The sequence below is a fragment of the Shewanella sp. UCD-KL21 genome (assembly GCF_001957135.1).
GTDB lineage: Bacteria > Pseudomonadota > Gammaproteobacteria > Enterobacterales > Shewanellaceae > Shewanella.
On record NZ_MPHK01000002.1, the window covers coordinates 119,345 to 133,511 of the forward strand.

The following is a 14,167-nucleotide window of genomic DNA, read 5'->3' on the forward strand; positions in this document are numbered from 1 at the left end:
TCCTAAGTTATTAACACTGCTAAAATACTTATTCAGTACCTAAATAAAATGATGAAAAAATGCGTGAGACATTAAAACGCTTCAAACCTGCTGCATTACTCTACTTGCTATGTTTTTTAGTAACAGGTTGTGGTGAGCTCAATGTCCCATCAGGTATTGTGTATTGCTCTGAGGGCAATCCTGAAACCTTTAACCCGCAATTGGTCACTTCTGGTACCACGATTGATGCCAGTTCTAATCAGCTATACAATCGCCTAATTGACTATAATAATGACTCATCTGATTTTATGGCTGCGCTGGCAACCCAGTGGCGCATATCCGATGATGGCTTACGTTATCACTTTGTGTTGCGAAAAGGCGTACAGTTCCAGCACAATAATTTGTTCAAACCTTCGAGAAATTTTAATGCCGATGATGTCTTGTTCTCATTTAATCGCATCATTGATCCCGCGCATCCCTTTCACTCAGTGAGCAGAACTGGCTATCCATTTTTCCAAAGCATTGATTTTTCTAATTTAGTGAGTCGAGTCGAAAAAGTAAATGACTATGAAGTGGTATTCCACTTAACCCAACCTGATGCATCCTTTTTAGCTAATTTGGCCACTGATTTTGCGGTTATTCTTTCTGCAGAATATGGCGAGCAACAATTGCAGGCAGGTACCCCTGAAAATATCGATTATTTCGCCATCGGTACAGGGCCTTTTTACCTCGCTGATTATGTCAAAAATGATTTTATTCGCTTTAAACGCAATACCGCATATTGGGGTGAAGCGGCTAAAATTGACCTGTTAGTTTTTGATATCACACCTAAAAGTGAGTCTAGACTGGCTAAAATTATCACTAAAGATTGCCATGTATCTGCCCTGCCTAAGGCCAATGAACTTGCGGTAATTAAAAAGCATAAACACCTGAAAGTTAACACTAAACCTGGGTTAAACGTCGGTTTTTGGGCTTTTAACACCCAAAAGCCTCCCCTAGACGATGTGCGAGTTCGACATGCCCTTGCCCATGCCATTGATAAGAAAAATATCCTTAATGTGGTCTACCATGACACCGCCGTAGAAGCGACCGGAATGCTGCCGCCTGGTTCATGGGCTTATGCAGACTCTTCCAACCCTAATGATTTTGATCCTGAAAAAGCTAAAAGGCTGCTAGAAGAAGCAGGGGTTAATAACTTAACCTTTGATATTTGGGCGATGCCAGTGGTGCGAATTTATAATCCAAATGCCCTCAAGACCGCAGAGCTGATTCAGGCCGACTTAGCCAACATTGGGGTTAAAGTAAATATTGTCAGTTATGACTGGAGCGTGTTTACGCAAAAATTAATTAGCCAAGATTATGATTCAGTATTAATTGGTTGGAATGCTGACAATACCGATCCTGATAATTTCTTCACCCCACTACTCAGTTGCTCAGCCCTAGAATCAAATAATAACCGTTCTAAATGGTGTTCAGCTGAATTAGACGCAATACTTGCACAAGCTAAAGCTACGCCAATAAAAGCCACTAGAAAAGCGTTATATCAGCAAGCTGAACAGCTCATTCATCAGCAAGTTCCCTTGGTTAATATTGCCCATGGACAAAAATTGATCCTAAAAAACATTTCAGTATCAGCTAAAGATGTTAACCCCTATGGTGGCATGGCTTTCTCTAATATCGAACTAAACGCAGCGGAGAAAAAACCTTAATGTGGCGTTATTTTCTAAGACGAATTAATTTATTTTTTGCCACATCATTGGTTATGATTGCGGTACTGTTTTTTGCCACCGGTATGTTTCCGGTAGAAAAAAGCTACGCCTTAACTGGGATACAGTTCCCTACCAGTGAACAACAAGCGCAAACCGTAGCCGATTTTAAACTGGAAAGTAACCAGCTCAGTCAATTTATCGCTTATTTGAAGCAACGATTATCAGGCAATTTAGGGATTTCGGTTAACTCACAACAAAGTGTCGCCACAGAGCTCAGTCACGTGTTACCCGCCTCTTTTGAACTGTCATTATTTGCTGGGACAATAGCGATATTTTTTGGGGTGCCACTTGGCGTATTGTCCTCATTAAGTGAAAGTAAGTCAGTCCAGCGCAGTATTTTAGCCCTAACCTTAACCGGTTATTCTATACCGGTATTCTGGCTCGGATTAACCTTGTCGTTATGGTTTGGGGTAAAGCTAGAGTGGTTGCCGATCTCTGGACAAATCAATTTATTATATGAAATTGAACCCGTCACAGGTTTTATGCTGATCGATACCTTGCTATCACATGAAGCCTATCGGATCTCGGCATTCAAAGATGCCTTATTACACATCATTTTACCTGCAGTAACCTTAGCGGTATTACCTTTTACTGTCGTCATACGTATCACACGTCAAGCAATGATGACGGTAATGACTCAAACCTATATTCGCGCTGCTGAAGCCCGTGGCCTTAATACCTATCGTATTTTAATGAAACACGCCTTACCTAACGCGCTGATCCCAGTACTTAAAGCCTTTGGCTTAATGCTGGGCTCGTTTGCCAGTTACGGCATTATTGTCGAGGTGATTTTTGCATGGCCAGGAGTAGGTTCATGGCTTATTGCTGGAATATATCAGCGAGATTACACCGTGATTCAAGCAGGGATTCTTTCTGTCTCGCTGCTGATTATCTTTTTAAGCATTATGATTGATTTAGTGCATACCACTATCAACCCTATTAATAGGAAAGATCTGTATGCCAGCAATTAAAATATATCAGGATGAACACATAGCTTCACCTATGATGCAATTGTGGAAAGCATTTGCCAGCAACCCATTTGCTGTCGCAGGCCTATGGGTGGTGATATTTTTATTGCTACTGGTTGTATTGGGGCCGCTGCTTGCCCCTTACCCACCAGAAATGCAAAATCCTGATGCCATATTATTGCCGCCATCATGGGATACTCTTGGACATGTTTCGCATTTTTTAGGTACCGATGATTTAGGCCGAGACTTATTCAGCCGCTTATTGCATGGGGTTAGATTAACGTTTGGCATGTCATTAATTGTGGTGCTTTGCGCCTTAATCGTCGGCTTTGTTATTGGCTCCCTTTCAGGAATGATGCGTGGGTTAAAATCAAGTATTTTAGGTCACTTGCTCGATGCCTTATTATCAATTCCGTCATTATTGCTAGCCATTTTGGTTGTCGCAGTGACCGGTCCGGGGTTAATAAATGTATTTTGGGCAGTAGGCTTAGCCTTAACCCCGCAATTTGTGCGGGCGATTCACCAAGCTGTACATGAAGAGCTACAAAAAGAATACGTTATTGCCGCTAAACTTGATGGCGCCAGTCAAATACAAATCTTTTGGTATGTCATCATGCCAAACGTCTGGGAAGTGGTTATTATTCAAACGACCATTGCTATATCGGTGGCGATATTAGACATTGCCGCCTTAGGCTTTCTCAATCTTGGCGCACAAGCCCCTAGCTCAGAGTGGGGAGCGCTGATTTTTCAGGGGTTAAACAGCCAATTAATTGCGCCTTGGTCGATTACCATTCCTGGTCTGGCTATCCTATTTACCGTGTTATCCATTAATTTGGTGGGTGACGGATTACGCTCGGCGCTCGCGCCGATAAGAAACTAGCCCATGCCATTACTTGATGTTAGAAATCTTACTATCGAACTCGATACCCCACAAGGCACAGTGAAGGTACTTGAGAAAGTCAGTTTAACCATTAATCCGGGTGAAATTCATGGCTTAGTTGGTGAGTCAGGTTCTGGGCGTAGCTTATTAGCCAAAGCGGTACTGGGCGTTTTAGGCCCAAACTGGCGCATCATTGCCGATCGCATGATGTGGGATGGCAAGAATTTATTGGAAATGACTAAAAAGCAACGCCGCAGCTTAATGGGCAGTGATATGACCATGATTTTCCAAGACCCTTCTGGCAGTTTAGATCCGGTAAAAACCATTGGCAGTCAGTTAATTGAATCGCTCACGCCAAACAAAGCCGTGCCTTTTTGGCGCAGAGCAAAAGACACTCATTTAACCGCGCAAAAATGGCTTCATAAAGTTGGAATTAAAAAGCCCAAAGCCATTATGAAGCGCTACCCTTGGGAACTTTCTGAAGGTGCCTGCCAAAAGGTAATGATTGCTATGGCAGTAGCAAACCACCCTAAGCTATTAATCGCAGACGAACCAACCAATGCGATGGAATTAAGTACCCAAGCGCAAATATTTCGTTTGTTAGCCCAATTAAACCAACTACAAAATGTCTCTATACTGTTAGTCAGCCATGAACTAGAAACTTTAGCCAAATGGTGCGATCGCATCAGTATTTTATACAGCGGACAAATCATGGAGTCGGGGCCAGTTAACGAATTAATCAAACAGCCCTATCACCCCTACACCAAAGCATTATTTAAAAATCTGCCAGACTTTGCAGGCCAAATACGCCACAAAGCCTATTTACCAACATTGCAAGGTTCGTCGCCGTCATTACAGCATTTACCAGCAGGCTGCAGGCTAGGTCCTCGCTGCCCTGACGCCCAAAGAGCATGTGTTATCCAACCCAGTTTGGCCCACGAAAAAGATCGCTATTTTGCCTGCCATTTCCCGTATAACAGTGAGATAGAAGATGACAACGCCATTACTTAAAGTAAACCAGCTAAGCAAACGCTATTTTACGGGTTATAAAAGGTTTAAAGCGCAATATAATCAAGCCCTGTCGCCGCTATCATTTGAACTTGAGCGTGGCCAAACCTTGGCTATTGTCGGTGAAGTAAGCTCAGGTAAAAGTACCTTAGCGCGGATACTGGTTGGCGCAGAGCCCCGCAGCGGTGGGGAAATATTGTTTGAAGGCGAAGCATTAGAGGCGCGAAATCTCAAGCAGCGTAGCCGCTTGATCAGAATGATTTTTCAAGATCCTAACACCTCATTAAACCCGAGGTTAACCATTGGTAGCCTGCTAGAAGAACCATTACGGTTTAACACCACATTAAATTCAGCGGAACGAAAAGTGCGGGTGGCAGATAGACTCAGAAAAGTGGGCTTACTGCCTGAACATGCCAATTTCTATCCGCATATGGTCTCTGAAGGTCAAAAACAACGTGTGGCCGTTGCTAGAGCGTTAATGTTAAACCCTAAAATCATTATCGCTGATGAAGCCCTTGCTTCACTAGATTTATCAGTGCGTTCTCAAATACTTAATCTACTGATAAAATTACAAAAAGAAATGGGGCTATCGTATATTTTTGTGACCCACAATTTGAACATTGTACGTCATTTTAGTGACAAGGTACTGGTGCTCAAAAACGGCAGCGTTGTTGAACTAGCGAGCACCGAAGAATTATTCAATCACCCACAACAAGAATACTCTCGCCGTTTAATATCGCAGCAAACACAACTCACTGCCAAACGCTAAACTGCTCCAACCACTGAGTAATTTAGCCAAAAAACATAAAAACTAGTGCCAATTCGTCGCCTAACTATTTATCCTAGTGCGATTGTTAAAGGAAGAAACCAAATTATGATTATTAAACCTAAAACACGTGGCTTTATTTGTACAACGACTCATCCAGTCGGATGTGAAGCTAACGTTAAAGAACAAATCGAATTAACCAAAGCAAAAGGCAAAATCGCAAACGGCCCTAAAAAAGTCTTAGTGGTTGGCTCTTCAAGTGGTTACGGCTTGTCTTCACGTATTGCATCTGCTTTTGGTAGTGATGCGGCCACCATTGGTGTTTTCTTTGAAAAACCAAGCACAGAAACCAAACCAGGTACGGCCGGTTGGTATAACTCTGCTTACTTTGACAAGTTTGCTAAAGCTGAAGGTTTATATTCAAAAAGCATTAACTGTGATGCATTTAGCCATGAAGCAAAGCAAAAGGTGATTGAGCTTATCAAACAAGACCTCGGTCAAATTGATATGGTCGTTTACTCTTTAGCCTCTCCTGTGCGGAAATTACCTGATACCGGCGAAGTGATCCGCTCAAGCCTTAAGCCTATCGGTGAAACTTATACCGCAACTGCGGTAGACACCAATAAAAATACCATCATTGAAACCTCGGTAGAGCCAGCAACAGAGCAAGAAATTGCTGATACCGTGACAGTTATGGGCGGCCAAGATTGGGAATTATGGATGAGCGCCTTAAGTGATGCTGGCGTATTAGCGGATAATTGTAAAACCGTGGCCTACAGCTATATCGGCACCGAGATCACTTGGCCTATCTACTGGCATGGCGCGTTAGGTAAAGCCAAAATGGATTTAGACCGCGCCGCTCATAGCCTTAATGAAAAATTAGCCAAAACAGGCGGTTCTGCCAATGTAGCTGTGCTAAAGAGTGTTGTGACTCAAGCAAGCTCTGCTATCCCGGTGATGCCTTTATACATTGCGATGGTATTTAAGAAAATGCGCGAAGAAGGCGTCCATGAAGGTTGTATGGATCAAATCTATCGCATGTTTAGCGAGCGTTTATATCGCGCTGATGGCCAAGCGGCACCAACAGATGATGAAAACCGCCTTCGTTTAGATGACTGGGAATTGCGTGAAGAAATTCAAAAGCATTGCCGTGACTTATGGGCGGATGTCACCACAGAAAACCTTGCAGAACTAACTGATTATAATGAATACAAAGAAGAGTTTTTAAAACTGTTCGGTTTCGGCATTGACGGTATTGATTATGACGCTGATGTTAATCCAAACGTCACCTTTGATGTTATCAGCCTTTAATACCCTAAGGTAATAAGAAAAGCCAAGTTATTATAACTTGGCTTTTTTATTTCGGTTTAATTCTTTATTCTATTCAATAATGCTGCTTTATTAATTAAAAAAAGGCCAAGTTGATGAGACTTGGCCTTTGTAAGGGAATGATGAAATTTAACTAAGAATTATTTAGTTTTTAACGCATGCTTAGCGGCATTTTCGCCAGCTTTACGGCCAAATACTACCGTATCAGCAATCGCGTTACCGCCTAGACGGTTATAACCATGAACACCACCAGTGACTTCACCAGCTGCAAACAAACCAGGCATTTTCCAGCTTTGTAAGTTCAAGATATTAGTATCTGTATCAATAGCAATCCCGCCCATAGTGTGGTGAATGCCAGGTGCGACTTTTACAGCATAGTATGGCGGAGTGCTTAAGCTTAATGGCATATCAGCGCGACCAAACGCATCATCTTTACCTGCTGCTTTATACTTGTTGTAATCCGCTGCCGTTTTCGGTAAATCGCTCATGCCAGTAATTTTTGCAAGTTCTTCAATGGTGTTGGCTTTACTTAACATGCCTAAATGTTCGTATCCACGTACCATTTTCTTTTTCTCAACCAATTGCTCATCAAACACTAACCAAGCATATTGCTCTTTTTGCTTAAGAATGGCATCTGATGCACGGTCACGAGTAGTTAGTTCATTAATGAAACGATTGCCATCAGTATTAACCATAATGGCACCAACACCACGAACGGTTTCAGAAATCAAAATACGGCTATCTTTACCTACTGTAGGATGCGCTTGAACCCAATCAATATCAGTCATTGAAGCGCCAATTTCTTTAGCAAGTAGTACACCATCACCGGTGGCTGTTACGTTATTTGAACTCGACATGTCTTTCATTGTTGGGCGGTAGTAAGCAACCATTTGCTTGTTCATACCATAACCACCTGTCGCTAATACAATAGAATCTGCAGCGACCATGTTGTAGCCTGAATGGCGTCCGTGAACAACCACACCAGCAACTGATTGGTCATCATTTAAGACGATTTTTTCAATTCTTGAATTAACGCGAACTGGAATATCACGTTCGACTGCAGCTTTACGCAAGGTATCAATTAAGTGTGGACCAATTGATGCGCCACCAGACGGTGCGTGAGTACGCTCAGCTCTTGCGCCGCCTGAACGTTTAAGTTCTGACATATCAGCACCTAAAGACTCAAGCCATGCTACAGCGCCAGCAGACTCTTCAGCCATAGTTTGTACAAGTTTAGGGTCATTTTGGTAACGACCGCCTTTCATGGCATCTTCTGCATACCAATCAACAGTGTCTTCAATGCCTTTGGCTTTTTGTTGTGGTGTACCGACGGCATTAATACCACCAGCAGCTAGCATTGAGTTACCACCGGTGTAAGGTGCTTTTTCAAATAAAACAACGTTAGCACCAGCCATTTTTGCAGAAATCGCTGCATTGAAACCAGCACTACCACCACCAACAACAATCACATCTACGGTTTCTACAGGGCCTTTGTCAATTGCTTGTTGGATTTTGTCTTGATCCCAATCGCCATCCCACTTCTTCTTCGCTTTTGAATCAGCAAATGGCATTTCAATTTCAAAGTTATGGCAGTTATTACAAGTCAACTCAGGTTTAGCATGGGCGGTATGGCATGAAGTACAGTTGATATCGCCTAAATGCGAAGCATGTGGATCAAACTCTAAGCTGTCATTCGCGAGCTCTTCGTAACTACCATGACAATCAAGGCATTGTGCATTTTCATGGGTTTGACTATCGGTCATTGATTTCTTGATGTCTTTCATTTTGCCTGTTACATGACACGTTTGGCAGTCGCCCATTTCAGTATGGAAAGACGCTAAGTCATTTTTTGCCATTACGCTGCCAGAAGTAAGCATCATCACTGCTACTGCCGAAGCTAAATATTTAAGTTTCATTGGTTCATACCTCTAATTATCGTTTTCACAACTTGTTTTGTTGGACGAGAGAATACTCATAAAGAGATAGTGAAACTTAGACATTGGTCAACATTGGCACTTGGTTAAGTTTTAATGAAACCAAATTAAAATTAACTTAAACCGCTACAAAATAACAACATCTGTGACCCAGTTAGAATTTATCTCCGTGGTTCAACCCTATTATGTGCAGCAGATTTTTACGCTAATAACACCAAAAAGCTGATGACTTTGGCTGTTATTCAAGAATCGATTTATTAGCAAAAGCTACATAACTACCTAATAATGTGAATCAAAATAGAGATGATTATGAAGATGAACAAGTCACTAGTTTCACTCACTGTTGTATCAATTCTATCAGCAAGTTCTTTTGCCGCTGTCGCTGAGTCACCGCACTTTTATGGCCGTTTAGAAATGGCACTAACAGAGTCTGATAACGGTTTTACAACACAAAATCAAAAAGCGGGCACTGTGCTTGAAAATAACTTTTCTCGCTTAGGGGTAAAAGGCAGTGAGAAAATATCTGAAAATATTGAAATAATTTACAATGTTGAAGTACAAGTTAACGCCGCCACCAACGAAGCAGATGATGATCTATTCAAGCCAAGAAATACTTATTTAGGAGTAAAAAGTGACTTGGGTACCGTCATTGTCGGTCGTAATGATACGGTAATGAAAACATCAAAAGGCACTGCTGAAGCATTTGCATTAACCAATGCCGCCTACAATAGAATGATTGCCGGGCAAGACAGGAAAGCCGATGGTATCACATACTATTCTCCGCAAATTGCCGATTTGGTCAGTGTAAATGCGACCTATTTGGTTGATGACAATTATGACTCTGGTGAAAGTCAGTACGCATTAAGCGTCACTGCAGGTGATAAAAAACTCAAAAAGCAACGGTATTATGTTGCTGCGGCATATAACACCATTGGCGGTGTTGACGCATACCGCGGGGTTGGTCAAGTTAAAATTGGCAGCCTTAAATTAGGTGGCTTATTGCAAAATACCCAAAGCCAAACTTACAGTGATAAAGAAGGTAATTCATACTTTGTTAGCGCAATTTATAACTGAAGTGGTATTAACTTTAAAGCTGAGTACGGTAAAGATAAGGCTGGTTTTGGTAAGTATTTTAAAAATAATGACGTCTCTTCAGCACAATACAAGGAAGCGACCGATGTTGATATTAGCTCATTCACAATCGGTGCCGATTACCGTCTATCAAAGTCAACAATGGTATTTGGCCACTACGCTACCTATGAAGGTGAATACCGCGTGGCTAACACTGGCCCGACGATAGAATTAGCAGATGACAGCGTCTTTACTCTTGGCGTGCGCTACGATTTCTAATCCGACTTTATTTTACATTAATATCAGCACTTTTATCGGTGCTGATATTATGAATAAAATATGATGACTCCATCATAAATGATGGGTTTATGCTAACAAGGTAAGACTTTTTGAAATAACTTGAACTCGATTACAATTTATAAAAACAATAGCAAAAGTTTACAGAGTAAATATTGTTAACTCGTTATACTAATAAAGCATTCATTAAATTATTAGCCAATGAAAATTACACTAAAGCAACTGTCAATATTCAAAGCAATCCATATTAATGGCCAAATATCTAAAGCGGCGAAAACATTACATATGTCTGTTCCTGCAGTCAGTATGGCTTTAAAGGAGCTAGAAGGTTCATTAGGCACTCGTCTATTTGAAAGAAGCAGTAATGGCTTAACCATTAATGATAATGGTGAAGTTATTTTGCCTTATGCTAATGAGATGCTCTCCAAAAGTAATCAACTGGAGCAGATGTTTACTGAGCGAACAGCCATAGGCGGCACCATTAAAGTCGGTAGCAGTAAAACTGCTGGTAATTATATTCTCTCAAGAAAAATCCCCTTATTTAAACAGCAGCACCCCTGTGTTGATATCAAACTGGTGATTAATAACAGTTTAGCTATCGAAAAAATGGTATCTGAAAAAGAACTGGATTTAGGTTTTGTTGACGCCAAGCCTGGGTTAAATAACTTACACTATCAGCAGTGGCTTAAAGACCGTTTATGTATCGTCACTGGCAGTAATAACCCATTAGCCAGTGAAATCATCACCCCTGAACGCCTGTCTCAGGAGTTATGGGTGATGGATGAAACCATATCGGTTTCAAGGCTACGTAATACCCAGTTATTAAAAAGTGCCCGAATTAACATTCATCAAGAGTTATCCATGAACACCATGGGCGCAATTAAGCGTGCAATAGGCACTGGTATTGGTATTAGTGTGTTGCCTTATCTTGCAGTTAAAGAAGAAATCGCCAGCGGCCAACTGATTGAATTAGATTTACCGGAGTGGGATTTTCAGCGAAATTATTGGTCAATATGGCGAAATGACGAAGCACTGAGCCCGTTACTGGATGAATTTATTCAATTCTGCAATCAATAGCACAACATTTACACCATTAAGGTTGCCAATATAAATTATGATTACTGCAGATCCGGTCATATTTGGCTTATTGGCCGCGATTATAGGTTTGGTATTTTATACTAGCCAGTTGACGCAAACCTTTTGGAAGCAGCTTTACCGCTTTGTGCCAGTAATGGTAATGATTTATGTACTGCCGTCATTATTAAATACCTTAAACATTGTCGACGCCTCCCAAAGCCAAATACCGCACATCTCCTCTAAGTATTTAATGCCTGCTTGTTTAACCTTATTAATTATCAGCGTAGACATAAAATCAATCCTGTTATTGGGACCTAAAATTGTCATGCTATTTTTAATTGCCAGTTTAGGTATTATTATTGGCGGCCCTTTAACCCTGATACTTTTTGCTAAAATAGCACCTGAATCCGTTCAATGGTTAGGTGACGATGCTGCCTGGCGCGGAATGGCGACATTAGCAGGAAATTGGGTTGGCGGTACAGCGAATCAACTTGCCATGAAAGAAATCTATCAGGTAAAAGAAAATCTATTCGCGATTATGATTTCGGTCAATGTCGTCTACTCTGCGATTTGGATGTCATTTTTATTAATTTGCGCTAATAATGCAGCAGCGATAGATAAAAAAATTGGCGCAGACTCAAGCAATTACCAGCGTTTAATTGCCACTAATAAACAGCAGCAAGCTCACTCGGTCAAGAATATTACCTTAAGGGATTATATATTAATATTCAGTGTGGCGTTTGGTGTCACTGGGGTTGCACATATGGGAGCTGATATTCTAGCGCCGTATTTTACCAGCCACTACCCAGCAACAGAAAAGTTTAGCCTGACTTCAAATTTCTTTTGGATTGTCATCATAGTGACCAGTGTCAGCATTTTATTATCAAATACAAAGGTACGTGAGCTTGAGCAATTAGGTGCATCCAAGGTTTCCACTGTCATGCTGTATATTTTAATTGCTAGCATGGGCCTACGGATGGACTTGACCATGATTGATGACTTTCCTATATACTTCGCCATCGGCTTTGTATGGTTAGCTATTCATAGCCTTTTTGTGATTATTGCAGGTCTGATGATGAAAGCGCCGGTTGCCTATATGGCATTAGCAAGTCAATGCTGTATTGGCGGCGCGGCATCGTCCCCAGTGGTGGCAATGGCATTTCATCGCTCACTGGTCCCTATCGCGATCATGTTCTCAGTATTTGGCTATGCTTGGGCAACTTACATGGCTTGGCTATGCGCCGAGATGATGCGCCTCGTATCGCAATAAAACGATGACTTACAGTGAACATATACGGATACCTGTTACTGTAATTTTAAATAGACTCTAACCTCTACAAGCTCTTGGTTGTCATCTGCTATAGCTGCTTCAACTGCGTTAGTTTGGGTCACAGCCAAGCGTTCAATTAGCAGCGGCTGACTGGTTAAAGTCAAACCGCTGGCAGCAAGCCAATGGGTATACAGATATTTAATTTTACTGTTAAGTTCTTTTTCAGAGCCCAAATGATAAAAGTGAGCGTAACGCCCCGCAGCCACAGTCTTATTGGAAAAATAGTCAGACTCAGCGATAACGGGCGCTAATTCATTGAGCTGCGCTTGATTGACACTCACACCAATATCCAGCGATAACATGGATTGCTCATCAGCTAAGGCATTAATTTTTGGATAAGGCATATCATAAACGAAATTAAAGCTGCGACTAGTACTTGGCGATAAGTGATATTTTTGCCAAAATGCGCTTAAGGCATTTATCGATTGAGATAAGTAACAAGCGGGTCCACGATGCTCAATAACCACTAACTCTGTCGCCGTTAGATCCGATAACTGAATATCAATCTCAGCAGCAGAAAACTGCTCATGCCCTTCAGCTAGCGTACTGAGTGGTTGTTGCTTGGCAAAAAAATCCCCCCAGTTAGGCGAGTCTTGAAAGCTTTGTGGGCTTTGGCCAATACTGCTGGTAAAGGCGGTAATAAAAGCGGCTGTTGACGGATAGCCCATTTTTAACGCGACAGTATCTAGGCTAATAGTCTTATCAAACCCAAGTAACTGCGCCGCTTCAAGGTTTTTTAGCAAGCTAATATAATCCTGCGCTTTAGTATGAAACAGACTGTAAAATAACGCGCTAAAATGCACTTCAGCAACCCCTGCAATTGCTGCTAAGCGGCTGTTGAGCTTGTCATCATAGGCAGAGATTGCAGATAGATTATTATCGATATAGCTTAACAGCACTTCAAATTGAGCATGTAAATCTTTCAAATTTTTACTAGACCTCTTAGCTTAAAAATTACTTATCTTTCATAAAAACGGACTAACAAGTCTGCATTTTAGCGCCATGACAGCAACAAGCGGTTTGGCTTATAAGCCGCTAGATTGACAGGTTAACAACAACCCCATACCTTAGCGTTTTACTAAATAACGGCGTTAGTCTGTCACTTTTTGCCATTGGTAATAACTGACATCAGCAAGCTCTAGCATGAGTTTATCTTCTTCTGTATCACCATATGCATACACTTTATCAAAATCTTGTAGGTCAAACTGAGCTGAAACTCGATTTGATTTGGCAGCGCCGCTACAGTCACCATTGCGATAACTCCCCGTCAACTTACCCTTTTTACTTTCTAGTTCAGCACTTATCAGTTTAAATCCATGTTGGCGGCACCAAGGGGTTAAATAAACATTAAGTGATGCAGAAACCACAACAATGGTGTCACCTTGCAGCTGATGCCATTGAAGGCGCTCTAGAGCTTGGGGTTGAATGAGTTGATCTAAACTCGCAGCATAATCTTCGCCTATGGCCTTAATGTGTTGCTCATCTTGTTGCCAAAAAGCAAATTTAGAAATGATGCGCCGGGTTATTGACCCACCAATAAGCTGCCATTTATAAGCGGCTATCACAGGGATTAATATCGGATAACAAACCAATAAACGCCACTTAGGTACACTTAAGTAAATAAATGGCGTGTAAGTATCTTTATTTGTAATAGTGCCATCAAAATCAAACAATGCTAAGTTCATAAATATCCTTATAAGAACCTCAAATTTTTGACATAAAAAAGCCAAGGCGAACCTTGGCTTTTTAAACTCCAATC

At 41.4% G+C, this 14,167-nt stretch carries 11 protein-coding genes and 1 pseudogene; 9 read left to right on the forward strand and 3 right to left on the reverse strand.

Translation table 11 applies throughout. The annotated features are described in order from the left end of the window. The first annotated feature begins 59 nt into the window (after nt 1-59). From BM739_RS02515 to fabV, 6 genes are all read left to right on the forward strand, one after another. Nucleotides 60-1,688, forward strand: a complete 1,629-nt coding sequence (locus BM739_RS02515; protein ID WP_076536955.1) for an ABC transporter substrate-binding protein — start codon at nt 60-62, stop codon at nt 1,686-1,688. Continuing rightward, nucleotides 1,688-2,719, forward strand: a complete 1,032-nt coding sequence (locus BM739_RS02520) for an ABC transporter permease subunit (RefSeq protein ID WP_076536957.1) — start codon at nt 1,688-1,690, stop codon at nt 2,717-2,719. The genes BM739_RS02515 and BM739_RS02520 overlap by 1 nt, the downstream gene beginning before the upstream one ends. Then, the gene (locus BM739_RS02525) at nt 2,706-3,596 is read left to right on the forward strand and encodes an ABC transporter permease subunit (protein WP_076536959.1); all 891 of its coding nucleotides are present in this window, start codon (nt 2,706-2,708) and stop codon (nt 3,594-3,596) included. Before BM739_RS02520 ends, BM739_RS02525 begins: the two co-directional genes overlap by 14 nt. A 3-nt stretch (nt 3,597-3,599) precedes the next feature. Beyond that, on the forward strand, nt 3,600-4,607 hold the full coding sequence (locus BM739_RS02530) for an oligopeptide/dipeptide ABC transporter ATP-binding protein (RefSeq protein ID WP_076536962.1): 1,008 nt from the start codon (nt 3,600-3,602) through the stop codon (nt 4,605-4,607). Further along, the gene (locus BM739_RS02535) at nt 4,588-5,373 is read left to right on the forward strand and encodes an ATP-binding cassette domain-containing protein (RefSeq protein ID WP_076536964.1); all 786 of its coding nucleotides are present in this window, start codon (nt 4,588-4,590) and stop codon (nt 5,371-5,373) included. The genes BM739_RS02530 and BM739_RS02535 overlap by 20 nt, the downstream gene beginning before the upstream one ends. A gap of 105 nt (nt 5,374-5,478) precedes the next feature. Then, nucleotides 5,479-6,681 (forward strand): enoyl-ACP reductase FabV, encoded by a 1,203-nt coding sequence (gene fabV / locus BM739_RS02540; RefSeq protein WP_076536967.1) that lies wholly within the window; start codon nt 5,479-5,481, stop codon nt 6,679-6,681. Nucleotides 6,682-6,839: 158 nt separating this feature from the next. On the opposite strand, the gene BM739_RS02545 is transcribed toward fabV, so the two are convergent. Then, a complete protein-coding gene (locus tag BM739_RS02545) occupies nt 6,840-8,615 on the reverse strand; it encodes a flavocytochrome c (RefSeq protein ID WP_076536969.1) in 1,776 nt (591 codons plus the stop codon). Nucleotides 8,616-8,948: 333 nt separating this feature from the next. Between BM739_RS02545 and BM739_RS02550 the strand changes: the two are divergent. The 3 genes and pseudogenes from BM739_RS02550 to BM739_RS02560 all read left to right on the forward strand — a co-directional run bounded on the left by BM739_RS02550 (nt 8,949) and on the right by BM739_RS02560 (nt 12,348). Then, nucleotides 8,949-9,983: pseudogene (locus BM739_RS02550) on the forward strand (porin). A 219-nt stretch (nt 9,984-10,202) separates the two neighbouring features. Then, the gene (locus BM739_RS02555; protein ID WP_076536971.1) at nt 10,203-11,078 is read left to right on the forward strand and encodes a LysR family transcriptional regulator; all 876 of its coding nucleotides are present in this window, start codon (nt 10,203-10,205) and stop codon (nt 11,076-11,078) included. A gap of 37 nt (nt 11,079-11,115) precedes the next feature. Next, a complete protein-coding gene (locus BM739_RS02560) occupies nt 11,116-12,348 on the forward strand; it encodes a DUF819 domain-containing protein (protein WP_076536973.1) in 1,233 nt (410 codons plus the stop codon). Between the two features lie 35 nt (nt 12,349-12,383). Here BM739_RS02560 and BM739_RS02565 read toward each other — a convergent pair whose 3' ends face one another. Beyond that, nucleotides 12,384-13,334, reverse strand: a complete 951-nt coding sequence (locus BM739_RS02565) for a GyrI-like domain-containing protein (RefSeq protein WP_076536975.1) — start codon at nt 13,332-13,334, stop codon at nt 12,384-12,386. 165 nt (nt 13,335-13,499) lie between these two features. Continuing rightward, nucleotides 13,500-14,093 (reverse strand): HAD-IB family hydrolase, encoded by a 594-nt coding sequence (locus tag BM739_RS02570; RefSeq protein ID WP_076536978.1) that lies wholly within the window; start codon nt 14,091-14,093, stop codon nt 13,500-13,502. Nucleotides 14,094-14,167 lie beyond the last annotated feature (74 nt).